This is a genomic window from Nonomuraea montanisoli (assembly GCF_013363975.1).
Lineage (GTDB): Bacteria > Actinomycetota > Actinomycetes > Streptosporangiales > Streptosporangiaceae > Nonomuraea > Nonomuraea montanisoli.
The window spans coordinates 204,804-229,800 of sequence record NZ_JABWGN010000014.1 but is presented as its reverse complement, the minus strand read 5'-3'; the positions used below and the strand labels follow the sequence as shown (position 1 = coordinate 229,800).

General features: G+C 71.7%; 22 protein-coding genes and 2 pseudogenes. 18 read left to right on the top strand and 6 right to left on the bottom strand.

The genetic code is table 11. The annotated features are described in order from the left end of the window. Positions 1 to 226 precede the first annotated feature (226 nt). The 15 genes and pseudogenes from HTZ77_RS33390 (at position 227) to HTZ77_RS33320 (ending at position 15,553) form a co-directional block, all read left to right on the top strand. Positions 227 to 766 (top strand): DUF1062 domain-containing protein, encoded by a 540-nt coding sequence (locus HTZ77_RS33390; RefSeq protein ID WP_328808915.1) that lies wholly within the window; start codon positions 227 to 229, stop codon positions 764 to 766. Between the two features lie 174 nt (positions 767 to 940). Beyond that, positions 941 to 1,288 carry a DoxX family protein gene (locus HTZ77_RS33385; protein WP_175593702.1) on the top strand — a complete coding sequence of 116 codons (348 nt, stop codon included), beginning with the start codon at positions 941 to 943 and terminating at the stop codon, positions 1,286 to 1,288. 105 nt (positions 1,289 to 1,393) lie between these two features. After that, entirely contained in the window at positions 1,394 to 1,660 is a 267-nt protein-coding gene (locus tag HTZ77_RS33380) for an SGNH/GDSL hydrolase family protein (protein WP_175593701.1), read from the top strand. A gap of 128 nt (positions 1,661 to 1,788) precedes the next feature. After that, positions 1,789 to 2,811 carry an L-histidine N(alpha)-methyltransferase gene (locus HTZ77_RS33375; RefSeq protein ID WP_205304203.1) on the top strand — a complete coding sequence of 341 codons (1,023 nt, stop codon included), beginning with the start codon at positions 1,789 to 1,791 and terminating at the stop codon, positions 2,809 to 2,811. Positions 2,812 to 2,927: 116 nt separating this feature from the next. Beyond that, complete coding sequence (locus tag HTZ77_RS33370; RefSeq protein ID WP_175593700.1) at positions 2,928 to 3,068, top strand: hypothetical protein; 141 nt, start codon at positions 2,928 to 2,930, stop codon at positions 3,066 to 3,068. A 9-nt stretch (positions 3,069 to 3,077) separates the two neighbouring features. Continuing rightward, entirely contained in the window at positions 3,078 to 4,307 is a 1,230-nt protein-coding gene (locus HTZ77_RS33365) for a YcaO-like family protein (RefSeq protein WP_175593699.1), read from the top strand. Further along, positions 4,304 to 5,701 carry a TfuA-like protein gene (locus HTZ77_RS33360; RefSeq protein WP_175593698.1) on the top strand — a complete coding sequence of 466 codons (1,398 nt, stop codon included), beginning with the start codon at positions 4,304 to 4,306 and terminating at the stop codon, positions 5,699 to 5,701. The genes HTZ77_RS33365 and HTZ77_RS33360 overlap by 4 nt, the downstream gene beginning before the upstream one ends. 90 nt (positions 5,702 to 5,791) lie before the next feature. Then, on the top strand, positions 5,792 to 9,493 hold the full coding sequence (locus HTZ77_RS33355) for an outer membrane protein assembly factor BamB family protein (protein ID WP_205304201.1): 3,702 nt from the start codon (positions 5,792 to 5,794) through the stop codon (positions 9,491 to 9,493). Continuing rightward, a complete protein-coding gene (locus tag HTZ77_RS33350) occupies positions 9,490 to 10,776 on the top strand; it encodes a hypothetical protein (protein ID WP_205304198.1) in 1,287 nt (428 codons plus the stop codon). The genes HTZ77_RS33355 and HTZ77_RS33350 overlap by 4 nt, the downstream gene beginning before the upstream one ends. Positions 10,777 to 11,489: 713 nt before the next feature. Beyond that, positions 11,490 to 12,199 (top strand): annotated as a pseudogene (locus tag HTZ77_RS45525) (IS5 family transposase); the annotation flags it as partial. 197 nt (positions 12,200 to 12,396) lie between these two features. Continuing rightward, the gene (locus tag HTZ77_RS33340) at positions 12,397 to 13,188 is read left to right on the top strand and encodes a phosphotransferase (RefSeq protein WP_175593697.1); all 792 of its coding nucleotides are present in this window, start codon (positions 12,397 to 12,399) and stop codon (positions 13,186 to 13,188) included. Positions 13,189 to 13,243: 55 nt separating this feature from the next. Continuing rightward, entirely contained in the window at positions 13,244 to 13,750 is a 507-nt protein-coding gene (locus HTZ77_RS33335) for an ROK family protein (protein WP_175593696.1), read from the top strand. Positions 13,751 to 13,769: 19 nt separating this feature from the next. Further along, positions 13,770 to 14,219, top strand: a pseudogene (locus HTZ77_RS33330) (helix-turn-helix domain-containing protein); the annotation flags it as partial. A gap of 350 nt (positions 14,220 to 14,569) precedes the next feature. Beyond that, positions 14,570 to 15,031, top strand: coding sequence for a GNAT family N-acetyltransferase (locus tag HTZ77_RS33325; RefSeq protein ID WP_175593695.1), 462 nt, complete (start codon positions 14,570 to 14,572; stop codon positions 15,029 to 15,031). A gap of 264 nt (positions 15,032 to 15,295) precedes the next feature. Continuing rightward, entirely contained in the window at positions 15,296 to 15,553 is a 258-nt protein-coding gene (locus HTZ77_RS33320) for a transposase (RefSeq protein ID WP_175593694.1), read from the top strand. 43 nt (positions 15,554 to 15,596) lie between these two features. Here HTZ77_RS33320 and HTZ77_RS33315 read toward each other — a convergent pair whose 3' ends face one another. Then, complete coding sequence (locus HTZ77_RS33315; RefSeq protein WP_175593693.1) at positions 15,597 to 15,818, bottom strand: hypothetical protein; 222 nt, start codon at positions 15,816 to 15,818, stop codon at positions 15,597 to 15,599. Between the two features lie 39 nt (positions 15,819 to 15,857). Further along, complete coding sequence (locus tag HTZ77_RS33310) at positions 15,858 to 16,799, bottom strand: helix-turn-helix domain-containing protein (protein WP_175593692.1); 942 nt, start codon at positions 16,797 to 16,799, stop codon at positions 15,858 to 15,860. A gap of 179 nt (positions 16,800 to 16,978) precedes the next feature. Between HTZ77_RS33310 and HTZ77_RS33305 the strand changes: the two genes are divergently transcribed. The 3 genes from HTZ77_RS33305 to HTZ77_RS33295 all read left to right on the top strand — a co-directional run bounded on the left by HTZ77_RS33305 (position 16,979) and on the right by HTZ77_RS33295 (position 19,530). Then, positions 16,979 to 17,764, top strand: a complete 786-nt coding sequence (locus HTZ77_RS33305; protein WP_205304187.1) for an alpha/beta fold hydrolase — start codon at positions 16,979 to 16,981, stop codon at positions 17,762 to 17,764. A gap of 40 nt (positions 17,765 to 17,804) precedes the next feature. Then, the gene (locus tag HTZ77_RS33300; RefSeq protein ID WP_175593691.1) at positions 17,805 to 18,290 is read left to right on the top strand and encodes a metallophosphoesterase family protein; all 486 of its coding nucleotides are present in this window, start codon (positions 17,805 to 17,807) and stop codon (positions 18,288 to 18,290) included. 97 nt (positions 18,291 to 18,387) lie between these two features. After that, positions 18,388 to 19,530: a serine hydrolase domain-containing protein gene (locus HTZ77_RS33295; RefSeq protein WP_175593690.1), complete on the top strand. Its 1,143-nt coding sequence runs from the start codon at positions 18,388 to 18,390 to the stop codon at positions 19,528 to 19,530. Between the two features lie 125 nt (positions 19,531 to 19,655). On the opposite strand, the gene HTZ77_RS33290 is transcribed toward HTZ77_RS33295, so the two are convergent. From HTZ77_RS33290 to HTZ77_RS33275, 4 genes are read right to left on the bottom strand one after another with little or no spacing between them, the layout of a single operon-like run. After that, the gene (locus HTZ77_RS33290; protein WP_175593689.1) at positions 19,656 to 21,437 is read right to left on the bottom strand and encodes an ABC transporter permease; all 1,782 of its coding nucleotides are present in this window, start codon (positions 21,435 to 21,437) and stop codon (positions 19,656 to 19,658) included. A 5-nt stretch (positions 21,438 to 21,442) separates the two neighbouring features. Then, positions 21,443 to 22,201, bottom strand: coding sequence for an ABC transporter ATP-binding protein (locus HTZ77_RS33285; RefSeq protein ID WP_175593688.1), 759 nt, complete (start codon positions 22,199 to 22,201; stop codon positions 21,443 to 21,445). Continuing rightward, positions 22,198 to 22,731 carry a PadR family transcriptional regulator gene (locus HTZ77_RS33280; protein ID WP_175593687.1) on the bottom strand — a complete coding sequence of 178 codons (534 nt, stop codon included), beginning with the start codon at positions 22,729 to 22,731 and terminating at the stop codon, positions 22,198 to 22,200. Before HTZ77_RS33280 ends, HTZ77_RS33285 begins: the two co-directional genes overlap by 4 nt. Position 22,732: 1 nt before the next feature. Further along, positions 22,733 to 24,946 carry a transglycosylase domain-containing protein gene (locus HTZ77_RS33275; protein WP_175593686.1) on the bottom strand — a complete coding sequence of 738 codons (2,214 nt, stop codon included), beginning with the start codon at positions 24,944 to 24,946 and terminating at the stop codon, positions 22,733 to 22,735. Positions 24,947 to 24,997 lie beyond the last annotated feature (51 nt).

Sequence of the window (24,997 nt, the reverse complement as noted above, 5' to 3'; positions counted from 1 at the left end):
CGGCGCCATCGCAGTAGTGGCCCATCGCAGTAGTAAGGACAGAGGACAGAACCGCGTGACCCCGCCTGCTCTTCAGATCTGACACTTTCTTCCGCTCACGTTGAAGCCGGCCCTCCCGCCGGCTCCGCCGGGCTGCCCGCGCGCGCCCGGTCATACAGCGTTTGAGGCCGCGCGCAATCGGCCTCGTGTCAGGTCTAGAGAGATCATGTCTTCACAACCTCATATCGTGCTGCCCTGGGTCGTCCGCCGGACCAGGCTGCCCCTGCTGGCGTTGCGGTGCGTGCACTGCGGGTCGGAGTCGGCCACCACCGGCAAGGGCAGGTTCCGCGTCAACGCCAACGGCAAGCTGCTGCACGTGTGGCTGCTGGTCCGCTGCGTGTCCTGCAACTGGACGATCAAGCTCGCCGTGCACGAGCGCGTGCCGGTCAGGTCCTTCGACCCGGTCGTGCTCGACCGCTACCACACCAACGATCCGGGGCTGGTGGCGTCCACGCTGCTGGATCCGCTGCTCGCCCGGCGCAACCGCTTCACCCTGGACTGGGAGGGGGCCTGGCGGCTGGACGCCCCGCCGTCATGGCCTGACGAGGCGTGGCCGGTCCAGGTGGAGGTCGTCTTCGAGGATCCGGTGCCGGTGCGCCCGGACTGGCTCATCGCGCACGGGCTCGGCCTCAGCAGGAACGAGGTGCTGCGCCGGATCAAGTGCGACGTTCCGCTGCGTCGTACGACGAGCGCCGGGTTCACCTTCACCGTGATGGCCGGGGACTAGCGGAGCTGCCGGCCCTGGGCGGCTCCGGCGGTACGGAGCCGCCCAGGGCCGGCGCTCCTCCTGAGGCGGGCGCGGCGCATCGCGGCCGCATCGCGGCCGTATCAGCGGCGCGCCCCAGACTCTGGAGGCGTGCGGGACACCAGGTTCCCACCACGCACCACAGGAGCGACCATCATGAACACCACGCACGTCATCGTCACCGTCCTCGCCGCCGCCTGGGTCGGGTTCTCCGGCTTCTCGCTGCTGCGCAGGGCCGATTTCGTCGCCGAGCCGCTGACCGAGTACGGCGTGCCGCAGTCGTGGTGGCCCCTGCTGGGCACGGCCAAGGCCGCCGGGGCGGTCGGCCTGCTGGCCGGCCTGGCGGTTCCCGCGATCGGCATCGCCGCCGGGATCGGGCTGATCCTGTACTTCGCCGGCGCGGTCGTCACGGTGCTGCGGGCCCGCTCGTTCAAGACCGTCGTCTTCCCCCTGCTCTACCTGGCGCCCGTCGCCGTCGCCCTGGCGCTGGGCGCGGCGGCCTGACCCACCGACCATCTCATGTGCCCAACCGAGGTCCCCATGAGATCGCCACTGGCTCCCTGCTCCTGTCCCGGTCCTGAACAGTGGAGCGGGGCATGGGCGGCGGCGATGACGCGCCTCTCCGGCTCGCCCTGGTTCTCCACCTGGGCCCAGCAGGGCTTCGCCGGCCAGTCCGTACGACAGGTGGTCCGCCTGAACGCGGGCGGAACGCACCTGCGCATCCGGCTCTCCAACGGCTACGGCGCCCACCGCACCCTGATCCGCGCCGCCCACGCCAAGGACGTCAAGGCCGTCGGCGCCACCCTCCTGCCGTTCGAGGGCGTACCCGGGTGGACGCGGGAGGCCGGCTACCTGCGTCGGGCGCTGAACGACTGAATCCGGGGCTCGGGGGAGTACGACGCCGTCGACCTCGACGCGCTCCAGCCGTAGGCGCGGTCATCCGGTCAGAGGGGACACGGGCGAGTGGACGGACGCATGGGGCCGGCGATGTACTGTCCGGCGTGATGCACGGACAGCGGCATGCGGTGTCGCCGCACGAGAACTTCTATCGCGCCTACTCGGCGCCACAGGTGGACGCCATCGTCGACGCGCTCGGCCACCGTGCCGAGTTCCCGTACGAGCTGACCTACCTCGGAGACGGGAGCGAGATGTGGCGCGCGGGCGAAGTGCCGTCCGACCCCGGACGCGCACCGATGCTGAGCGACTTCGACACGCTCCTGACCCGCCACGCCGAGCAGCTCCTCGCCCTCGCGCCGTCGTCGTCGCCGGTGCGGATCGTCGATCTCGGGCCGGGAACGACGCGTCCCGTGCGCGGGCTGATCCGCCACCTGCTGGACAGGTCGCGTCTGGCCGGCTACCGCGCGATCGACATCAGCGCGGAGATCCTCGAACTGGCCGGGGAGAACCTCCGGGTCGACTTCCCCGCCCACGCGGAGCGCTTCGAGCTGTGCCGCGGCGACTTCACCGGCCCCGATCTCGCCCGCGTCCTCACCGCCGGGAACACCCCCGGCCACGACGGCGCCGATCCGGTCCGCTTCGTCGTCCTGGCCGGCGGGACGCCGTACAACTTCGCCGAACCGGCCCGGGTCCTGAGCCACGTACGCCACGCCATGAGCGACCACGACGTGCTGCTGCTGACGCTGCGCATCGACACCGGCGTCGACAGGCCGCCGTTCATGGACGAGGTCAGCGTCGGCGGCCCGTACAAGCCCCAGCAACTGGTGGGACTGGACCTGCTCGCCGTCGACCGCTCCTGGTACGTCACCGAGACGGGGTTCGACCGCGTGCGCAGCGAGGTCTTCGTCCGGGCGCGGTTCGTCGAGCCGGTCACCGTGAGCTTCGACGTCGGCGACGACCCGAGGACGGTGTCGTTCGAGCCGGGCGACACCGTGCTCGTCTGGCGCTACCTCTACCACGACAGCGCGGCGGTGGCCGACCAGCTCACCCGCTGCGGGTTCCGGGTGCGCCTCTTCGAACACGGTCAGGACAGGCAGGTGGTCCTCGTCGCCGCGACGCCGGCGCCATGAACCTCGGAGCCTGCGCCCGGACTCCGACATGAGGGGATCTTCTCCGGAAGATCGGATTTGGCTACCCTGTCTGGGATCGCCGGTGCAACACCGGCCGACGACAGAAAGGCCGGCGGATGAAGCTCAACTTCCCCACCCCGACCCAACTCCGTGGCGAGCTGACCAGCTTGATCCAGCTGACGAGCAGGGACACCTGCTGGAGCGTCAAGCTGAAGGACGACGACGACCTCGAGCCCGCCGACGTCCACGGCGCGTGACGGTTTAGATTGAGCCGCCTCACCCCTGTCGACCAGGCCGACAGCGGCATGGCGGACACCCTGTCGGGCGGGGACGGAGTGCTCGCGCACCCCGTTCCCGCTCTCGACGACACCCGCAAGGCCTGCGTGTCCGGCACCCACCGCGTCCTGACCCCCGCGGACACGCTGCGCCGGATCCGGCCGCTCTTCCCGATCGTCGGCATCACCCGGCTCGCCGACGTCACCTGGCTCGACGAGATCGGCATCCCGGTCCACCAGGCCGTCCGCCCGAATTCCCGGACGGTGTCGGTGAGCCAGGGCAAGGGCCTCACTCACGACCTCGCCAGGGTCTCGGCCGCCATGGAGTCGATCGAGTCGTGGCACGCCGAGCGCGTCGAACCCGGCGAGACGACCGCGACCGTCGCCGACATGGAGGACGTGTGCGGCTACCGCGTCCAGGAACTGCCCCTGGAACCCCGCCACCACCTCCGGCCGGGCCTGGAGCTCGCATGGACCAGGGCGAGCCGCCTGGACGACGGGACGGACACCTTCCTGCCGACCGACCTGCTGCGCCTCGACGGCCGGGTGCGCGACACCTGGATGCCGCCCCTGTTCGCCCAGAACAGCAACGGACTCGCCAGCGGCAACACCTTCGCCGAAGCGGCACTCCACGGCCTCTACGAGGTCGTCGAACGCGACTGTCTGGCCCGCGCCAGGACGGGCCCGTCACCGGCCGCGGACCTCGACCTGGCCACCGTGGACGGCCCGGCCCGGGAGCTGCTGGGCCTCATGGACGCGGCCCAGGTCGAGGTCAGGGTCGAGGTGCTCCCGTCGCCCACCGGGCTCGCCTGCTTCCTGGCCACCATCTGGAGCGAGGAGTTCCCGGTGCTCTTCGCCGGCGCGGGCGCCCACCTCGACCGTGACGTCGCCCTGTGCCGCGCCCTGACCGAAGCCGCGCAGTCGCGCGCCGCCCAGATCGCCGGCGCCCGGGACGACCTCACCACGGGCGCCTACCGGCGCGCCGTCGCGAGCCGGTCCGCGCGTCCCGCACCGCTCACGGGAGCCGACCGGCTCACCTACGACGAGATCCCCTCCGTCCGCAACGAGACCCTCGCGGACGACCTGCGCACCACCGTCACCCGGGTCCTCGCCCTGACCGGGCGCTCTCCGCTGGTCGCCGACCACACCAGGCCCGACCTCGGCATCCCCGTCGTACGCGTGGTCTGCCCCGGGCTGCTCTGCGAACCGGCGTTCATGTGACGGCCCGGTACCTCTTCGTCGGCCCCAGCCTGCCGGAGGCCGCCGACCTGCTCGCGGCGGACGACATCACCGTCCTCCCGCCGGTGGCGGCGGGAGACCTGCTGAAACTCGCGCCCCGGCGGGGAGACGTCGTCGGCGTCGTCGACGGCTACTTCCGCCAGACCCGCGCCGTCCGGCACAAGGAGATCCTCTCCCTCCTCCAGGCCGGCGTGACGGTGCTCGGCGCCGCCAGCATGGGCGCCCTGCGCGCGGCCGAACTCGACACCTTCGGCATGCTCGGCGTGGGACACGTCTACCGCGACTACGCGGAAGGCCGGCTGACGGCCGACGACGAGGTGGCCCTCCTGCACGCTCCGGCGGAGGAACGCTACAGGCCGCTGTCCGAAGCCCTCGTCAACATCCGCGCGACCCTGAACCTGTCCGTGCGGGAAGGGATCCTCGACGAGTCCACCGCCGGTCACCTCGTCGCGGTGCTGGCCCGGCGGCCGTATCGCCTGCGCTCCTACCCTGAACTCGTCCGGCTCGCCCGCGAGGCCGCCGTACCGGCCGCGAAGGTCGAAGCGCTGCGGGAGCTGTGCGCGACCCGGTCCGTCAACCTCAAGCGCGACGACGCCCTGCGACTCGTCCACCGACTGCGCACGCTCCAGGCAAGCGGCGCGAACGGCACCGCGGCCCCGTCGCCCGGGTTCACCATGGCGCCCACCGTCTACGTCCACCGCTGGCGGCTGGGAGCCCGCGGCCTCGACACCGAGGACGGCAGGACCGCCGAGATGAGCGTCCTGCGGATGTGCCAGCTCTTCGCCCGCGACTACCCGGACTTCTACCGGGACCTGGTCTTCGACCACCTCGTCCGGGAATGCGCCTCCGCCTGCCGGACCCGGCACACGGAGGCGACCCTCGACGGTGCGCTGGAGCACGCGCGGCATCGCCACGTCATCCCGGACCTCCGCTCGGACGATCCCGAAGAGCTGGGCTTCCTCGACCTGTGGCTCACCCCGGCAGAGCGAGCCTCGCGCCCGCTGAAGGACCAGCTCGGCATCTTCCTGGTGCGCAGCTTCCAGCTGACGCCCGGAGTCACCGCGGACGGTCTGGCGCTGGACGCGCTGCGCCGGCGGCCCGTCGTCCCGGCGGCGGCGAAGCTCGTCCACGCCGCGAGGTCGGTGAACGAGCACGCGCAGCGGACCGACTCCACCTTCGACATCCACACCCTGTCGGCGGACCGCATCCTGACCCTCATCGGCGAACGCTGGGCCGCCGAACCCGGAGCCCTGGACCTGCACGCGCTGGACCGGGGGATGGGCTCCCGGGACGTCCTGGTCGCCGCGGCCCGGCCGTACTACCTCCTGGCGCGGTACAACCCGGACCTGATGGACCTGCACATCGCACGGCAATAGTGAACTTTTATGCCAAACGGGATGAACATCCCCGGTGAGGTCTCGGTCGGAGACCCCTCACCTGTCTAGTTTTGTCGCGTGTCAAACACTATGAATCGCATCTTACGTGCCGCACGGGTGATGGCGGTGTTCGTGGCGGCGCTGGGCATCACGCTCGGCATCTCCGCAGGCCCCGCGTCCGCCCACCTGAGTCGTGACCATGCCGAGCTGGTCGTCAGCACCGTCGCCGGGATGACAAGCGGTCGCTTGGTTGTGCACAGGGACGTCGTGACCGCCGAGCGCGCCGGCGCCTGGGCGAGCGAGCTGCTGGGAGGCGGCTGCCCGGTCAGCGCGCACGGCGTGTCCGGCGACGGCGGTGGCATCCCCGGTGGCGTGGTCGTCGAACTCGGGTGGTCGTGCGCCGTGGACAGCCTCGATCTGGGCGCGCTGATGCGCGCGGGCGGGCTGTCGCAGATCGTGGCCGAGTTCGACGGCGTCACGTCGAACGTGACCGGCGCGTCTCCGGTCGTGGACGCCACCGGCGCGCACGCGCCGCCCTCGCCGTGGCCGCCGCTGTCCCTCGTGGTGATCCTGCTCGGCGCGGTCCTGGCCGTCACCGCGGTGCTCTGGCTGCGCCGCCGTACAGGATGGCTGGGAGTCGTGGCGGCGGGGGTCGTGATCGCGGTGCTCGCGCCGGGCACCGCACAGGCCGCCGTGGACACTCCCCCGAGCACCACGACGCCGAGCACCACGACCCCGAGCACCACGACGCCGAGCGCGACCGCCGCCGGCAGCACGCTCGAACTCACCGCCGTCAACCCGAAGGTCGGCGACCCGCTCACCTTCCGCTACACCACCGACAAGCCGGGCCCCCGCAACTGGGTGGGCCTGTACGGCCCGGACGACAAGCCCGGCGACGTCGCGTCGAAGTCCTGGGTGTACGCGCCGCTCGCCGCGGGCACCGTCACGCTCGGCAGCGGCGCTCTCGGCGAGGGGACCTGGAAGGCGTACTTCCTGGCCGACGACGGCTACGACCCGTTGAGCCCGCCGGTCACCTTCACCCTCGCCGGTCGCGGCGCCGACCAGGTGGCCGTCGAAGGGACGGTCTTCGCCGACCGGGACGGCGACGGCGTCAAGGACGCCGGGGAGAAGGGCATGCCGGGCGTGTCCGTCACCGACGGCGCGCAGTGGGCGACCACCGGCGCCGACGGCGGCTACGCGATGACCGTCGACCGCAACCGCAGGGAGACCGACCTGGTCAGCATCGTCTCGCCGAACGGCTACACGCCGGTGCTGCGCGACGACTACGTGCCGGCGTTCTTCCGGGAGGTGCCCGGCGGGCAGGGGCCGGTGAAGGGGCTGGACTTCGCGCTGGTCGCCGACGCCGCCGCCGCCGACCCCGAGGAGAAGTGGCTGATGGTCTCCGACGTCGAGGTGAGCAACCGCTCCGACGCCGAGGCCAGGAACACGTTGCCGCGCTGGCAGGGGCAGGTCGAGGCGATGGCCGAGGTGCACGGCGCCACGCTGACCATGACCACGGGCGACCTCACGGTGAGCGACTACGCGGCCGAGCCTCGCCGCCAGGGTGGCTACGACATCCTGCGCGAGGGACTGCGCAAGGGCAAGCTCGGCCATCCGTACTATCCGGTCATCGGCAACCACGACATCGGCGGCGCCGCCACCTCCGTCGGCTACGGCGGCAGCCTGGAGTACTGGCGCAGGAACATGGGCCCCGAGTGGTACAGCTTCGACCGAGGTGGGCGCCACGTCGTCGTGCTGGAGGACAACTACGACTCCAGCGGCCTGGCCCCGCAGCTCGCGTGGCTGCGTGAGGACCTGCGCAGGCACGCGGCCGGCAAGCAGGTGCTGGTCTTCGCGCACCGCTCGCTGTTCACCCGCTGGGGTCCCGGCGCCGGCATGCAGCCGATCGTCGACGAGCTGGCCAAGTACGACGTGCGGATGTTCGCGGCGGGCCACAACCAGCAGGCCGAGTACCGGCGCGGCGCGTTCGCCAGGTCGGTCGAGGTCAACAACATGGGCGTGTACGGCATCGACGCCGCCAGGCCCGACTACAAGATCCTCGACTTCGCCGGGATCACCGACGACCCGGACACCAAGGAGAACGAGGACACCGGCTACATCGCGGGCACCCACCGCCAGTTCGAGGTCGACGACGACGTCGCGCTGGTCAGTCCCGCCGAGGGCAGCGTCCACGGGGCCAAGGCCGGCGTCCCCGTCGAGCTGTACGCCGAGGACGACGGCCGCACCCCGGCGACGGCCGAGCTGACCATCCGCTTCAAGAACGGCAACGTGGTCCGGCACGACCGGCGCCTGAAGTTCGGGCGCGAGACCAGGCCCACGGGCCGGGTCAACTGCTACACCCCGCCGGGCGGTACGGCGGAGCCGTGCCCCACGGCGCACGTCTCGTGGACCAGGGTCAGCTCCCGGATCTCCGGGCTGCGTCCGGGCACGTACACGGCGGAGATGGTCGCGGTCGACACCGCCGGCAAGGCCTGGCCGACGGTCAGGACCACGTTCCAGGTGGTCGCGGACGGCCGCCTCGACCAGCCCCGGCTCGGCCGGGACTGGACCAGGCAGGGCGGCGGCGAGGAGTCCCGCTCGTCGGCCGAGGACGACCCGGGCGCCAGGCTCGGCCTGCGCTGGGCGGCCAGCACCGGCGAGCAGTTCCACCTCAACGGCGCGGCCGTGTGGGACGGCAAGGTGATCGTCGCCTCGCAGGCCTTCGACTCGCCGTACAGCATGATGCTGGCCTACGACGGGCTGAGCGGTGCGGAGGTGTGGCGGACCTACCTGGACGGCGACGCGGAGTCCTTCCCGACCGTCCACGACGGCAAGGTCTACCTCACCACCGGCGTCGGCCGGGTCTACGCCCTCGACGCGGCCACCGGCAAGGTGGCGTGGGAGACGATCGACGACGAGCACGTCGCCGGCAAGACCGTGCGTCGCTATGGCCGGGCCGGTGGGCCGGTGAGCGTCTTCGACCTGCCGGGCCGCTCTGTGGCGGTCTACCAGGCATGGGACACCGTGGTGTGCCGTGACGCCAGGACCGGCGCCAGGCTGCCCGGCGGCTTCGGCGCGCCCGCCGCCTGGGGCGAGTTCCACAGCGTCGCCGTACGCAGGCCCGGCGCCACCACCGCCTACCTGCACTCGGGATCCAGCCAGTCGCTGATCGCGATGGACCTGGGCAGCTGCAAGCAGCAGTCCTCGGTGGACACCGGCGGCGACCTGTTCACCCAGTCCTCGCCCGCCTTCACCGACACGCAGATGGTGACCGCGACCTCCTCGGGCGTGCGCGGTCACGACCTTCAGGCGGGGGCGAAGGTGCTCTGGCAGGCCAAGCTCGGAACGGCGAGCGCCTGTGAACCCGGGCCGCCTCCGGTGACCAGCCCGGCGACCAGGGGCGCGATGGCGTACGTGGCCAGTGTCGACGGCGTGGTCAGGGCCTACGACACCGCCTCGGCGACCCCCGACAAGCCGGTCTGGGAGACGCCGCTGGGGTACCTGCCGGGGGAGAGCCCGATGGACGACAAGTGGCGGGTCGCGGGCGGCTGCGCGGCGGCGGGTCCCGGGTCGCCGGCGATGCACACGCTGGCGACCGAGACCGTCGTCTATGCCACGACCTGGGACGGGCGCGTGGTGGCGCTCGACCGGGCGAGCGGCCGCAGGCTGGCCGAGTACAACCTGGGCGCGGGCGTGGCGTCCGCGCTGTCGGTGAGCGGGACCATGCTCTACGCGCTGACCGACGACGGCTCGATCCACGCGCTCGCGACCACGAGGATCCGCGGCCAGTGATCGGGACCACGGCACGGGGTCTGGCCCGCCTGCTCGCAGTCGCGGGACTGGCGGCGCTGACCCTGCTGGGAGCGGCGGGCCCGGGGTGGGCACACCCCTTCGGCCCGCCGCTCGCGGCGAAGGTGACCGCGAGCGGCGACACGGTCGAGGTGACCTGGTCGGCCGCCGCCGACGACCTGGCGCGGCTCGCTCAACCGGTGGGCGGCTATCTCGGTGAGCACATCGCGGTGTCGCAGGACGGGAGAACCTGCCGGCTGGGGGCGGTGCGGGACCTCGCCGGCTCCGGAGCGGTCCTCCGTTTCCGGTGCCCGGCCGCGGTCCGCGCCGTCACGCTCACCATCACCACCCTCACCGACCTGGACCCGGCCTATCGGACGGTGTCCACGACGCCGAGCGGCGGGGGCGCCCTGCACACGGCGGCCGCGCCCGCGCACGTGCTGCGTTTCGACGGTACGGGGACCGCTCCCGGGCCGCTCGACGGTACGGGCACCGCTCCCCGGCCGCTGAGCGCGTCCGCCGTTTGGACGGCCGAGCTGTCCTCCCTGGTGGACAGCGATGTGGTGCTGCCGCTGGCGCTGCTGGTCGCGCTGGTGGCCGGCGCGGCGCACGCCTGCGCACCCGGGCACGGCAAGACCCTGACGGCTGGATACCTGGTGGGCGGCAACGGCAGGACCCGGGACGCGGTGCTGCTGGGGGTGGTCGTGGCGGCCATGCACACCGTGTCGGTCGCCGTGCTGGCGGTCGGCTGGTGGCTCGCCATGGACAGCGGGCCCTCCCTGGGGGTGGTGACACGGTGGCTGCAGCTGGGAGGGGCACTCGTCGTGCTCGGGGTCGGCATCGGCCTCCTGCGCCGCCACGTCCGCCTCTGGCCCACCCACGGTCACGGCCACGGGCATGGGCACGGCCACGGGCATGGGCACGGTCACGGGCATGGGCACGGAGACGTGGATGCGTTGCTGACGTGGCGTGGCATCGTGATGATGGGCGCCTCCGGCGGGCTGCTGCCCTCGCCCTCGGCCTTCCTGCTGCTGCTCACCGGCTTGCTCACCGGAAGAGCCGGGTTCGCTCTCGCCATGGTGGCGGCCTTCGGCGTGGGGATGGCGGGCACCCTCACGGGAGTCGGCGTCGCCGTACTGCGGGGCAGGAAGGCGTTGCTGAACGTGGCGGGAACTCCGCGGCTACGGCGGTGGATCGGGCGCCTGCCACTGGTCGCCGCCGCCCTGGTGACAGCAGGCGGCCTGACCGCCTCAGCCCTGGCGGCCGTGGCCCTGGCTTCCCCCTGACGCCCCCCTGTGCGGAGCCACGAGTATGCCAGTGCCACAAGTGCGCAGGGCCGCAAGGCAAGGTCCTCACAGAGGCGCGCTTCGCGCGACGGGGCTCGGGCTGTGACAGTGGGGGAGCCGAGCTCCCCCACACCCCCTTGCCGGTGGCCTCCGGCCCCCGGACCCCCGAGCCGTGGCCGTCTCGACGGGTTCCGCCCTCGCACATGACAACGACGGAAAACCCGATTCGGGGTCTGGGTGTTCGCTGATGCGAGGGACCAGCGAACACCAGAGACCCGGTGGCGTTCCTGGCCGGCGGAGGACTCTCGCCCAAGTCCTCGCCGTCTTCGTCGTGCCTATCCTCGACCAGCTCTGGGACACCAAGCCTCGGCCATCGTGCCGATCGCATCGCAGCCTCGCCGGTGCCTTTCACCGCAGCCAACGACCCCGCGATGCACCGCCTCCTCGACTGGCCATTCCCGGGACCGACCGCGGTGCCCCTGGACACTGCCACCGTCAAGATCATCAAGGCCAATCTCTGAATCCGTCTCGTTACCGACGGCCGCCCCGATATCCCAGGCGCACACACCGCCATCGTCCCGCTCATTCTTTGAACGCGGGGAAGCGCGCCCAGGCAGTGTTTTGCGGATCGGGGAGGTGCGCCCGCCTTCTGATTCGCCGATTCGAGCAGCGCGGTGAGCTCGGGTGGGGCTCGATGAGTGCCGCTGCTGCCGGCCAACCCGGGGCGCGGTGGCCGCTGGCGGGATCACCGACAGGTGCTCAACGGCATCATCTGGAAGATCCGCACCGGCACCGACTGACGAGACATCCCGGAACGGTACAGCTCCTGGCAGACGATCTACCAGCGATTCCGCCGCTGGTCAGGGGACGGGACATGGAAACGGCTGCTTGGCACGTCCAGGCTCATAACGATGCGGTGGGCGTGGTGGTTCAGGCGGTCAGGCGCTCGAACGCTCGGGCGCTCGGGGCGGTGGATTGTCTACCAAGCTTCACCTGGCCACCGACGGGCGCGGTCTGCCGCTGGCCTTCGTCCTCACTGGCGGCAACATCAACGACTGCACCCAGTTCACCCGCGAGATGGCAGCCCTTCGCATCCCTCGGCTCGGCCGCGGCCGGCCCCGCACCCGACCGCAGCACGTCATCGCGGACAAGGGCTACAGCGCCCAGGCCATCCGCGCCTATCTGCACCGGAGGGGCATCGGCGCGACCATTCCTGAACGCGCCGACCAACTGGCCGGGCGAGCTCGTCGAGGCCATCGGCGCTGCGCGTTCGACCCGGCCCGCTACAAGCGTCGCAGCGTTGTCGAACGGTGCTTCAACCGGCTCAAGCAGTTTCAAAGGCATCGCCACCCGCTACAACGAGCTCGTTGTTCGCTACCAGGCAGGTGTCACCATCGCCTGCCTGCTGCTACGGCTCACATGAGATCCACAAAACAGGTCCTAGGCAGGACCACGCACGCGGGTCAGGATGGCAGCGAAGGGGCCGGGGGACGCTGGAGGATACGGCCCGAGAGAAGGATCGCGGCCTGATCAGGACGGTGGCGGGGCAGGTCGGACGATGGTTCGGTGGATCGGTTCTTGACGACTTAATCGGGTTGACGCGGCTGTGAGCATGGAGCCGTGACGGAGATCGAGCTGACCACGGGGATCGGGCGAAGCGCTGTTCACCGTCGCGGCGATGTCGTGGTGCGTGATTCGGGGCCGTGGACGCCTGCCGTGCATGCGCTGCTCAACCACCTCGAAGAGGTGGGTTTCCCCGCGGCTCCTCGCCTGGTAGGGGCTGGATACGATGCCGAAGGCAGGGAGACGCTGACCTACATCGAGGGCGAGTTCGCCCATCCCGGCGGCTGGTCCCTCGAAGGTGCGGCGGCCGTGGGCCGCCTGATCAGAGATCTGCACGACGCGGTTGGCACGTTCACGCCCCCCAGAGACGCCATCTGGTTCCCGTGGCACGGGCGCGAGGTCGGTGAGGGACGGCGGATCATCAGCCACTGCGACACCGCACCGTGGAACATCGTCGCCCGCGACGGCCTTCCGGTCGCGCTGATCGACTGGGAGTTCGCCGGGCCGACCGACCCATTGGTCGAGTTGGCGCAGGCATGCTGGCTCAACGCCAAGCTGCACGACGACATCGTGGCGGAGCTGGAGGGGTTGCCCCCACTCGCCGAGCGGGCCGGGCAGATGCGGGCCATGGTCGACGCCTATGGCCTGCCCCGGGCAGACCGGGCCAGGATGTTCGAGCTGATGGTGGAGTTCGTCGTCTCGGAGATCGCCTGGGAGGCCGACGACGCGCGCGTCACCCCCGACATGACCTCCCACCACGTCGGGCTGTGGGCGATGGCGTGGCGGGCGCGGTCGGCCCGCTGGCTGTTGCGTAACCGCAGGACACTGGTCAATGTGCTCACCTCCTGATGAGTGCCACCAGCATGCGCGCCTTCGGAAGAGACACCGGCATAGTGGACCAGAGATGATCCACCCGTACTTCGGGGAGATGGTCCCCAGTCCGCTATACCGGGGGAGCATCGGCGCTGTCCCATGTGGCCGTGCTTCGCCTTGCTGTAGGGACGAAAGGAGGCACGGCCATCACATCATCAGCGTCGGATCATCTGCTCACGGCATCGCGGCTAGCACACAGGATGCGCTGCCGGCGGCCCTGTTCGAGGCCGCGGCCGCGGGTAGCGCACTGGCGAAGACGATCATCGACACGATCTGTGCGCGCTTGGCCCGCGGCCTGGCCGCCGTGTACCTCATCCTGGATCCCGACCTGGTCGTGATCGGCGGCGGGTTGTCCCGGGCGGGCGATCAGCTGCTGGCCGCCGTCGAACGGCATCTGCGTCCGCGCACCCTGGTGGAGCCCCGGCTCGCGCTGTCAGCCCTCGGCGACACGGCCGTCGCACTCGGCGCCGTGCGGAGAGCGCTGAACGACGTCGACGATCGTGTGCTGACACCACTCCGACCGGAGTCCGGCTCGTGATCGGCGACCACCGCAGGGCTTGACGGTGTCCGGAAGGCGGTACGTGCGGGCGCGGTTCATCGAGTCGGGGCTGGAAGGGCCGGCCGATGGACCGCGCCCCGGAGCGCCGAGGAAGATCACCGGTGAGGCGGTCGAGGCGGTGGTCGTCAAGACCCTGGAGACCAAGCCCGTCGATGCCACGCACTGGTCGACCCGGTCGATGGCGGCGGCGGCCGGCATGTCACAGACGGCGGTCTCGCGGATCTGGCGGGCGTTCGGTCTCAAGCCGCACAAGCAGGAGACTTTCAAGCTGCCGGCCGATCCGCAGTTCGTGGACAAGGTCCGTGACATCGTGGGGCTGTGTCTGAATCCGCCAGAGCGGGCGCTGGTGCTGTGCGCGGATGAAAAGACGCAGGTCCAGGTGCTGGATGGCTCCCAGCCGGTGCTGCCGATGATGCCCGGGGAGCCTGAACGGGCGAGTCATGACCATCGTGTCCGGCCTCGCTCCAGGAGTCCGTGATCCTCTCGTGCGAAAGAGGCCGGCAGATCCTCCGCGCCCTGCAGCGCAGGTCGTGTCCCGTGATCATGTGATGGGGTCCCGGAGCGAGATCCGGATCGAGGCGAGATCGAGGGTGCCTCGGTAGATGCGCGCGCTTGTCGAAGCGGGTAGCCCTGGCCCGATGCCGGCGGAGACGGTCGCGATGGCGATCGAGATCGCCTCGCGTTTCAGCAGGCGACACGCCGTACCCCAGTGATCGTGGCCGACGCCGTGGACCTCACCCGGCGCGGCGGCCTGATAATCCTTCGCCTCGGATGGACAAGGGGGGCGATACTGTGGCGGTGAACAAGATCATATTGCGCGCCGCCGAGCCGGGCGAAGCGGATGCGCTCACCGCGCTAACTCGGCGTTCGAAGGCGTATTGGGGTTATCCGCAGGCGATGCTGGACCGGATGGCGGAGATGCTGTCGATCAGTTCCGCCGCCATCCGTGACGGTCGTGTCGTCGTCGCGGAGCGGGACTGCGCGCTGGCGGGTTACTACCAGATCTCTGGCGAACCCCCGCACGGCGAACTGGCAGACCTCTTCCTCGAACCCGAGGTCATCGGTACCGGTCTGGGGCGTACGCTCTGGGAGCACGCCGTCGAATCGGCGCGTGGCGCCGGCTTCCATACCTTGACCATCGAGTCCGACCCGCACGCCGAAGCGTTCTACCTGCGGATGGGGGCCGAGCGTGTCGGGGAACGAGAAGTCGCTCCTGGCCGATCGCTTCCCATCCTGAGAGCCACCGTCGACTCACGATGACCGATCTCGAGCCGCCCCGTCGATCAAGGCGACTCGTGTTGATCAACTGGGCGGATCTACCGCCGGACGCGTACCGGCGTTCCCCGGCAGGACCTGCCGCCCTTGTGCGGGACGTGGAAGACGGCCTGCAACCGGCATCGCCGCTGGTCACTGGGTGGGACCGGGGCGGGGTGCGATGAGGCCGAGGGCGCGGTATGCCCCGGCCCTCGGCATCCCGTCAAAAGCCCCGGCCGGCACGGCGACTCGCCCCGCTTCATCCCCCTGATGGAGTCCATCCGCATCCGGCGGCGCGGGCTGGGCAGGCCGCGCAAGCGGGCCGCCCGCGCGATGGGCGACAAGGCAGGCCGCCCGCCCGACTTCGACGCTGAGCGGTACAAGGAGCGCAACATCGTCGAGCGCTGCGTCGACAAGCTCCGCCGGCATCGGGCCGTGGCTACCCGCTTCGACAAGCGTGAGCGCATCTACCAGGGCACCCTCGATGTCGCCTCGATCCGGATCTGGCTCCGGGACCCCGTCACGTGATCCCGCCGCCCGCGGAGGCTCAGTCATCGACACCTGACAGGGCCTACGAGCGGGCCGCCGCGATGATCAGCACGAGGCCGAGCACCGCCAGGGCGAGGTTGGCGAACAGCGGCTGGGCCGCCAGGATCTCCACGCGGGGCACGATCACCCGGTTGAAGAAGTTGAGGAACACCCCCATGAACGGCTGGACGGCCAGATGGTCGATGGCGCCGCTGACGCCCTGGAGCAGCAGGATCAGACCGGTCACCTGGATGGCTTTGCGCATGATCGGACACTATGACCCGGTCCTCTCCCGGCGGATCGGTCATCGGGAGGGGGTCGGGCGACTTTCGTAGGGGATGCCTTCCCCTGGGGCCGCGGACGCGCTCTCAAGGGAGCCGGGGCTGCTGTACATGGCGCGCCAGGTGGCGGGAGGCATGTCGGCCTGGCGCCGGAAGAACGTGGTGAAGTTGCCGACGTCCCGGAAGCCGAGCCGCCGGGCGCAGCCGCTGACCGGCAGGTCGGTGTGGGCCAGCAGTCTTCTGGCTTCCAGCAGGATGCGCTGGTCGAGGAAGGTCTTGGCGCCCGTGCCGGTGGCGGCGCGCGTCGCGCGGGTGAGTGTGCGCACGTCATGGCCCAGGTGCCGGGCGTAGTCGGCCACGTGGTGCCAGTCGGTGAAGCGCTCCTCGACGGCGTCCCGATAGGCGCGGAACACGGCCGTACGTCGGTCATGGGAGGTCGTCGCGCCGGCCGGGACCGGGGTGTCGGGGAGTGCGCGCAGGATCAGCGCCGCCAGCAGGTGGGACAGCAGGGCGGGTGACGCCAGGCGCGGTGTTCGTACTGATGCGCCGTGCTCGCGATCGAGGTGGTCGGCGGCGAGCAGGGCGAGGGACAGCCGCTGCCGATCCAGGTGCCAGCACGCCGGCGTGCCGGCCTCCGACGCTGTGAGGCCGGGGAGGAAGCCGGGCCGGAAGAGGACCAGCGGGCCGTCGCAGGCGTCGATGTCGCTCCAGCGGTGCACCATCCCCGGCCGGATCCACACGGCACTGCCTTCCTCCAGCCGGTAGCCGTGGAAGTCCGCCTCGTGGCTCCCGGTCCCGGAGCCGACCAGGGCGAACACGTGGAAGTCGGGGCGTTGCGGCTGTATGCGACGGCGGTCGCCGTCCATCGAGCGCAGCGCGGCGAAACTGAGCACCTCCACCCCGTACGCCGATCCGACGGCAGGCAGGTAGCGCAGTTGCCGCACAGCACCGTGTCCGTTTTTCACAACTACTGTGCTCCTTTACGCCAAAGGCCGGACGCACCCCGCGAGTACTGTCGCGGCTGGGCCTGACATGCAGGTCAGGCTACCGGTTCGGAGCCGCGACAGGACGGACGAGCGCCGATCTCCGCGGCCGAGCCGATCTCCGCGGCCGACAGGAAGGCATGATGATGACGGAAACGACAATGACGGTTCCCGTGTCGGGCGGGTCGCTCGACGTGCGGGTGGGCGGAGACGCCGGTCCGGCGCTGGTGTTCGTCCACTACTGGGGCGGCTCCGCCGGCACCTGGGACGGTGTGATCGGCCATCTGCCGCCCGGGCAGGCGACGGTCCGCTTCGACCAGCGGGGCTGGGGCGCCTCCCAGGCGCTGCCGGGGCCGTACCACCTCGACCAGCTCGCCGACGATCTCGCCCGGGTGGCCGCGGCGAGCGTGCGCGGAGCGTTCGTGCTCGTCGGCCATTCGATGGGCGGCAAGGTGAGCCAGCTCGTCGCGGCCCGCCGGCCGGCCGGGCTGGCCGGCCTGGTGCTCGTCGCGCCCGCACCGCCACAGCCGCCCGCCACGGTGACCGAGGAGTACCGGCAGGGTCTGTCGCACGCCTACGACTCGCCCGAGACGGTGCGGCACGCCCTCGACCATGTCCTGACCGCCACGCCGCTGCCCGGGGCCCTGCGCGACGCCGCGGTGCGCGACAGCCTCGCCGCCCGGACCGAGGCCCGGCACGAGTGGCCCCTGCGCGGCATCGCGCAGGACGTCACGGGCGCCGCGCGGGACATCGAGGTCCCGGTGACGGTCCTGGCCGCGGCGGCCGACGTGGTGGAGCCGCCACGTGTCCTGCGCGACCACCTCCTGCCGCACATCCCGCACGCGACCCTGGCGACTGTCCCCGGGGCCGGCCACCTGCTGCCCGTGGAAGCCCCCGCCGCCGTCGCGACCGCCCTCGGGGACTTGCTCGCGGCCATCCGGCGCTGACCGCGCGATCCCGTAGCCGCCCAACGGGCAGGGGAGGGGGATGAGAGTGGTCGTCCTGTCCGACACGCACGCGCCCCGCCGCTGGCGCTCCTGCCCGCCCCGGGTGGCCGAGCACCTGCGGGGCGCCGACGTGATCCTGCACGCCGGTGACGTGTGCGTCGCGTCCGTGATCGACGAGCTGTCGGCGTACGCGCCCGTCCACGTCGTCAAGGGCAACAACGACGGCCCGGACGTGGTCGCGCCCGAGACGCTGGAGCTGACCCTGGACGGCCTGCGCGTCGGCATGATCCACGACAGCGGCCCGGCCAAGGGGCGCCTGCCGCGGATGCGCCGCCGCTTCCCCGGCGCCGATCTGGTCGTGTTCGGCCACTCCCACATCCCGATGGACGAGACGGGCGACGGCCTGCGCATCTTCAACCCGGGCTCGCCGACGGACCGCCGCCGCCAGCCCCACGGCACGATCGGCCTGCTGGCGATCGAGCGCGGCGAGCTGCGGGAGGCGCGCATCGTCCCCGTCACTCCCTGAGCTGCCGCCGCTAGATAGTCACTGAACTTGACGGTCATGATCAGTGACCATATGCTCCTTCTGTTCGTGCCGACCACAGGGCGGGGAGATGAGAGTGATGGCGCGCGTTCATGGCACCGTGGCCGAGGGATTCGAGGGCGTCTTGGAGGAGTTCGCGGCCGTCGCCGCCGTGGAGGAGGACCCGGGAGCCCAGCTCGCCGCCTACGTCCACGGCCGGAAGGTCGTCGATCTGTGGGCGGGGGAGGGGATCTCGGGCGACTCGCTGCACGCCCTGTACTCCTCCGGCAAGGGGGCCGCGTACCTGGTGGTGGCGCTGCTCGTCCAGGACGGCCTGATTGACCTCGACCGGCCCGTCGCCCGCTACTGGCCGGAGTTCGCCGCCGCGGGCAAGGACCGGCTGACCGTGCGCGACCTGCTCGCGCACCGGGCCGGGCTCATCGGCGCCGACGGCGGCCTCACCACGGCCGAACTGGCCGACGACCGGGTCCTCGCGCGCCGGCTCGCGGGGGAGCGGCCCTTCTGGGAGCCGGGCACGGGGTACGGGTACCACGCGTTCGTGATCGGCGCTCTCGCCGGCGAGGTCGTGCGGCGGGTCACCGGCCGTACGCTCCAGGAGGTGTACGAGGAGCGGGTGCGCGCACCTCACGGGCTGGACTTCTACCTGGGGCTGCCGGAGGAGCAGGAGGCGCGCTACGTGCCGGTCCGGCCGCTGCTGCCCCGGGAGCAGGCGTCGGCGGCGTCCATGGGGCCGGCGCCCGACAGCCTCATGGGCATCGCGTTCAACCTGCACGCCACCCCGCCGACCGACCTGGTCGCGTTCGCCAACGCCCGTGAGGTGCGCGCGCTCGGGCCCGCCTCGGTGGGGAGCGTGGGGAACGCGCGGGGACTGGCCCGCATGTACGCGGCGGCCCTGGGCGAGGTGGCGGGCGCCGGGCGGGGCCCGCTGCTCAAGCCCGACGTCCTCGCCGAGTTCACGCGCCCGACCTCCAGCGGGCTCGACCTGGTCACGGGGGAGCGGGACCACTTCCTGCTCGGGTTCGAGGCGCAGGCGCGGCGCTACCCGTTCCTGGGGGCGGACGCGTTCGGGCACAGCGGCGCGGTCGGCGCGCAGTCCTTCGCCGACCCGGCGAGCGGCGTCGCCTACGCCTACACGCGCCGCCGCTTCGCCTTGGGCGGAGGCGCCGGCGCCGCGGAGAACGTCCGCCTCGCCGCCGCCGTGATCGCGGCCGCCGCCCGCTGACCCGGCACGTGCCTCAGTCGTCGATGCCGCCGCCCGCTGACCCGGCACGTGCCTCGGTCGTCGATGCCGCCGCCCGCTGACCCGGCACGTGCCTCGGTCGCCGTCGCTCAGGCCGGCGGGGCCGATCACGCCGTCTCGGCGCTGAGGGCCCGGGCCACGGGCTGACGGGCCGCCAGCCGGGCGGGCAGCGCGGTGAGCGCCGCCGTCGCCACGAGAGTCGCGAACGCGGCGCCGAACAGCCACGAGGAGGGCGGCAAGGTCCACTTCCCGAGAGCGAACATCGCGAACAGGCCGATGCCCAGGGGGACACCGGCGAGGGCGCCGGGCAGGCTGGGCAGGAGCTGGGCCGTGGACAGCCCCATGGAGATCTGCCCCGGGGTGGCGCCGAGCGTCCGCGCGACGGCCATGTTCGCCCGCGCCTCCATGGCGGTGGTCCAGGTGAACGTGATGGTGTTCACGACGGCGAGGGCGACCAGCAGGGCGGTGACGGCGAGCATCACCCGGCGGTCGTGCTCGTCCCGCAGGTTGGGCAGGGCGGAGGAGCCGTCCAGCCCGTAGCCCCTCTCCGGCTGCGCGCCGATGATCAGCAGGGCGACGATGCCGATCACCGTGGTGGCGGTGGAGCACGCCTGGAGCACGGCGCGGCCCGGCCGGCGGGCGGTCAGCCGCAGCCCGAGCAGCAGCGGCGTGGGCAGCAGCGCGGACAGCGCGGTGAGCCAGGGGCGGTGACGGGGCCGGTGCGCGGTGGCGGACAGCGCCGTGACGGTCGCGGTGCGCATGGCGCGCAGCGCGGGACGCAGCGTGGACAGCAGCGCCACCGCCACGGCGAGGACGGTCGCCGTGACGACGGTGGCGCCGCCGGGCCCGGCCGCGTCACCGATCCGGCTGGCGGTGGGGCTGGCGATGGCGGGCGCGGTCAGGTGGGCGATCACCAGCCCCAGCGCGTCGCCGGCCAGCGCCAGCGCCAGGTACTCGGTGAGCAGGACGGTCGCGATCAGGCCGGGAGTGGCGCCGACGGCCTTGAGCAGCCCGGCCCGGCGCGTCTGCTCCACGGCGCGGCCCGCGGCCAGTGCCGCCACTCCGGTGACGGCCAGGAAGCCGAGCAGCCAGCTCCCGACGACCAGGATCGGCTGGCTGTTCCTGAGGATGACCATGTCCTGTTCGGCTGTGAACTGCCAGGAATGGAGGGTGAGGGGGACGGGGTGGGCGTCGATGAAGCTCTCGGTGGCGGCGGGGTCGCGCAGCTTGAGGTCCAGGGCCATGGTCACCGGGAGGTCCCGGGACGAGGCCAGGGCCTGGGCGTCCGCTCGGGTCATCCAGGCCAGGCCGGTGGAGTCGCTGGGCCCGCCGTACGGGCCGATCTGCGCGGCCCAGGGGTAGATGGAGGTGGCCGCGGTCACGGCGATCCCGACGACGGGGTACGAGCGGCCGGCGATGGTGACGTGGTCGCCGACGCCGACGCCCAGCGCGGTGGCGAAGCCCCGTTCGAGGACCGCGCCGCCGGGGCGCAGCCAACGACCCGAGGTCACCAGCGGCCGGTCGACCGAGCCGGGCGTCTCGGCGAAGCCGTGCACCACCACGTGGGACGTGAGGGAGTCGCGCGTGGCGAGGTCGGCGTAGACGACGCGGTAGGGGCCCTGGTGGGCGACCACGTCGGGATCGTCCGCCAGCGCGGCCAGGGCCGAGGTCTGGGCGGGGCCGGTCACGCCGGAGAGCGCCACCACGTCCGGCCCGGCGGTGGCCGCGCGGGTCTGCTCGTACAGCGCGTCGCTCACACCGCGCAGGGACAGGCCGAGAGCCATCGTGGCGGTCGCCACGGTCACCGCGAGCAGGAGCATCACGGCCTGGACCCGGTGCCGCCGCACATCGGCCAGCCCCAGACGCACGACGAGCACGAGGGAGCCCATGACGTTCAGCCCTCCAGCCCGACCAGGCCGCCGAGCCACCCGCTGCCGGTGCCGGAGCCGATGCCGGAGCCGACCATCCGGGTGTCGTCGACGAACATCCCGTCGCGCATCGAGATCAGCCGGTCCGCGGTGGCCGAGACGCGTTCGTCGTGCGTGACGATCACGAGGGTCTGCCCCGCGGAACGCAGGTCTTCGAAGATCCGCAGCACCTCCAGCGTCGCCGCGGTGTCGAGATTGCCGGTCGGCTCGTCGGCCAGGACGACCAGCGGCTCGTTGGCCAGCGCGCGGGCGATGGCGACCCGCTGACGCTGCCCGCCGGAGAGCTGTGACGGCAGATGCCGCGCGCGGCCGGCCAGCCCGACCCGTTCCAGCAGCAGGTTCGCGCTCCGCCTGGCCTCGCGCCGCGAGCGCCCGGCCAGCAGCGCGGGCAGCTCGACGTTCTCGGCCGCCGACAGCTCCTCCACCAGATGGAACGCCTGGAAGACGAATCCCACCGACCGGCGGCGCAACCGCGCCAGGGCCCGCTCGCTCAGGGTGTCGACGCGCCGGCCGGCCAGCCGCACCTCCCCGCCGGTGGGCCGCTCCAGGCCGCCCAGCAGGTGCAGCAGCGTGGACTTCCCGCAGCCACTGGGGCCCATCACCGCCAGCGTCTGTCCCTGGGGCACCTCCAGGTCCACGGCGTCGACCGCGCGGACCCGGCCCTGCCTCTCACCGTGGTCCTTGACCAGGCCGCGGACCTCGACCACGGGACTCGGCTCATTCATGCGTCCTCAGCTTCGTCGTCGTTCCCCGACCAGGCCCGCTCGCAGGCCGACAGCCAGCGCAGGTCCGCCTGCAGGCGCAGGACGACCCCTTCCAGCAGCAGGCCGGCACGCGAACCCGCCGGCTCGTTCAGCGCCGCCCGCTGCACCTCACGCAGGCGGCGCAGCAGCTCGCGGCGCTGCGCGGCCACCAGCTCGACCGGGTCGGCGAGCCGCGCCGCGGCGGCTGCGGCGAGCTTCAGGTGGAACTCCGCCAGGTCCGGCTTGGGCCAGCCCACCTCGGCCAGCCAGGCGGCCACCCGCTGCTGCCCGGCCGGTGTGAGCGCGTACACCTTGCGTTCGGGCCGCTCGGGCAGGCCGCCGGCCCGTTCGCAGACCACGAGCCCGGCCTTCTCCAGCCGGGCCAGGGTCACGTAGATCTGGCCGGGGTTCATCGACTCGCCCAGCGGGCCCAGGCTCCGCTGCAGCCGGGCACGCAGGTTGTACCCGTGCGCCGGCTCCTTGGCGAGCATCGCCAGCACTGCGTCCTGCACGTCATCCTCCTGGCGCCGAAACCCGTGGCCTCATGCGGCGATTGTCGCTGTCGTCGCTGTCGTCGCTGTCGTCGCCGACGTCGCCGACGTCGCCGACGTCGCTGTCGTCGCTCACGTCGTCCTCGGTGGAAGGGTCCCGGGTCGGCTCGGGCGTCGCTCGGGGCGTCGGCTTGCGCACCAGGTCGTGCCGCTGGCCGCCGAAGACGGGCGCCGGGAACGGCTCGACCGGCTTGCCGGCCATCGCGAGCGTCATGAAGTCGCGCCAGATCTCGGTGGGCGTGTCGGCGCCCTGGATGTCGCCGAGGGAGACCTCCTTGGACAGGGGATGGCCGTTGGCGTCCTTGACGACCTTCCCGGTCTTCGGGTCGGTCCGCGGGACCTCCTTGTACATCCCGACGGCCGCGGAGAGCTGAGGGACGTAGCCGACGAACCAGGCTTCCTTGTTCTCGTTGTTGGTGCCGGTCTTGCCGGCGATCGGGCGCCCGCCGGGCAGCGAGGTGCCCGCGGCGGTGCCGTTCCTGACCACCTGCTGCATCGCGTAGGTGGCGTCGGCGGCGGCGTCGGGGCTGATGACCGTCCTGGGCACGCCGATCTCCTTCATGACGGTCATCCCCTTGTACGTCTTGACCGAGACGATGACGTGCGCGCCGCGGTGGACGCCGCCGGCGGCGAAGATGCCGTACCCGGCGGCCTGCTCGACCGGGGTGACCAGGCCGGCGCCGATGGACATGCCGTACGCGTGGTCCTTGACGGCCTGCTCCACGTTCTCCTTGTCGATCCCGGCGCCCACGGCGATCCTCTCGACCTCCTGCAGGCCGACCTCCTGCGCCATCGTGGCGAACGCCGTGTTCACCGACTCGGCGGTGGCCCGGTCGATCTGCACGGCCGCGCCCACGTCGTGCGAGTTGCCGATCGGCCTGGTGTTCGGCAGCGTGACCGGGCCGTTGCCGGACACGTAGCTCCTGAGGCTGTAGCCGTTCTGCAGCCAGGCGGCCAGCACGTACGGCTTGAACGCCGACGCGGCCTGCTTGTGGGCGTCGAAGGCGTTGTTGGTGAAGCTCTTCAGGTAGTCGTGGCCGCTGTAGAACGCCATCACCCGCCCGGTGCGCGGGTCGACGGCGGCCAGGTTTGCGCGGATGTGCCGGTCGTGGACGGCGGCGAGGTTGCTCTCCACCACCTTCTTCGCGGCCCGCATGAGCTTCCTGTCGAACGTCGTCGTCACGCGGTAGCCGCCGCTGCGCAGGCTCTCCTCGCTGATCCCCCGCTGCTCCAGCTCACGCCGCACGATGTCGACCATGTAGCCGTTGATGCCCTTGAGGGCCTCCTTTTTGTCCGGCTCGGCGAGCTTGGGGAACTTCGCCGTCCCGGGCAACTGCCCGTACCTCGCCGGGTCGACGATCGCCAGGCCCTTGACGGCGTAGGCGAACCGTTCCCGGGTCGGTGCCCAGTTCTTCGCCGCCTCCGCCTTGTCGAAGGCGATCGGGCTCTGGATCCGGCCCGCCAGGTAGGCGGCCTCGGCGGGGGTCAGCCGGTCGACGTCCTTGTCGAAGAACGCCTGGGCGGCGGCCTGGATGCCGTTCGCGCCGCGGCCGAAATAGATGGTGTTGAGGTAGTTGGCGAGGATCTGGTCCTTGGACATCTCCTTGCTGGCGCGGACCGAGACGAAGATCTCCTTGAACTTCCGCTGGAGTGTCCGCTCCTGGCTGAGGCCGTCGTAGTAGCCCCGCGCCATCTCCTGCGTGATCGTCGAGCCGCCCTGGACCTGCTGGCCGGTCACCGTGCTCCACGCCGCTCGCATGATGCCGGACACCGAGATGCCCGGGTCGGTGCGGAACGTGCGGTTCTCCGTGGCGATGAAGGCGTCCTGGACATGCCGGGGGATCCTCGAGATGGGGACGATCTCGCGCTTGGTGCCGAGCCGGGCGATCTCGGTCCTGCCGTCCCGGTAGTAGATGACGCTGCCCTGCTCGACGGCGTGGTTCTGGGTCTGCACGGGGAGCGGGGTGTGGGCGTACGCCACCGCGATCATCGCGCAGAAGCCCGCCACCAGCACCGTGCAGGCGAGGACCACGACCTTCCAGCTCGGGATGAGACGCTTCCAGCCGGTACGGCCCCGTGGTTCCCGGTCGCCGGAGCCCGGTAACCGGTCGCCGGGTTCCGGTAACCGGTCGCGGCCCGGCCGCGGGCGCCGCCGTCCGCGCGATGCGTCCTGCACTCCGTACTCCTTAACGGTTGGCCGATAGATAGCGGTTATCCAAACAGGGTG

Excerpts from the sequence above, each read along its gene's own strand:
- HTZ77_RS33370 (WP_175593700.1), top strand. The coding sequence starts at position 2,928 with ATGAAGCTCAACTTCCCCACCCCGACCCAACTCCGTGGCGAGCTGACC.
- HTZ77_RS33290 (WP_175593689.1), bottom strand. The coding sequence starts at position 21,437 with ATGGGCTCCCTCGTGCTCGTCGTGCGTCTGGGGCTGGCCGATGTGCGG.
- HTZ77_RS33285 (WP_175593688.1), bottom strand. The coding sequence starts at position 22,201 with ATGAATGAGCCGAGTCCCGTGGTCGAGGTCCGCGGCCTGGTCAAGGAC.
- HTZ77_RS33320 (WP_175593694.1), top strand. The coding sequence starts at position 15,296 with ATGGAGTCCATCCGCATCCGGCGGCGCGGGCTGGGCAGGCCGCGCAAG.
- HTZ77_RS33380 (WP_175593701.1), top strand. The coding sequence starts at position 1,394 with ATGACGCGCCTCTCCGGCTCGCCCTGGTTCTCCACCTGGGCCCAGCAG.
- HTZ77_RS33335 (WP_175593696.1), top strand. The coding sequence starts at position 13,244 with ATGATCCACCCGTACTTCGGGGAGATGGTCCCCAGTCCGCTATACCGG.
- HTZ77_RS33300 (WP_175593691.1), top strand. The coding sequence starts at position 17,805 with ATGAGAGTGGTCGTCCTGTCCGACACGCACGCGCCCCGCCGCTGGCGC.
- HTZ77_RS33385 (WP_175593702.1), top strand. The coding sequence starts at position 941 with ATGAACACCACGCACGTCATCGTCACCGTCCTCGCCGCCGCCTGGGTC.
- HTZ77_RS33375 (WP_205304203.1), top strand. The coding sequence starts at position 1,789 with ATGCACGGACAGCGGCATGCGGTGTCGCCGCACGAGAACTTCTATCGC.
- HTZ77_RS33355 (WP_205304201.1), top strand. The coding sequence starts at position 5,792 with ATGAATCGCATCTTACGTGCCGCACGGGTGATGGCGGTGTTCGTGGCG.
- HTZ77_RS33305 (WP_205304187.1), top strand. The coding sequence starts at position 16,979 with ATGACGGTTCCCGTGTCGGGCGGGTCGCTCGACGTGCGGGTGGGCGGA.
- HTZ77_RS33295 (WP_175593690.1), top strand. The coding sequence starts at position 18,388 with ATGGCGCGCGTTCATGGCACCGTGGCCGAGGGATTCGAGGGCGTCTTG.
- HTZ77_RS33315 (WP_175593693.1), bottom strand. The coding sequence starts at position 15,818 with ATGCGCAAAGCCATCCAGGTGACCGGTCTGATCCTGCTGCTCCAGGGC.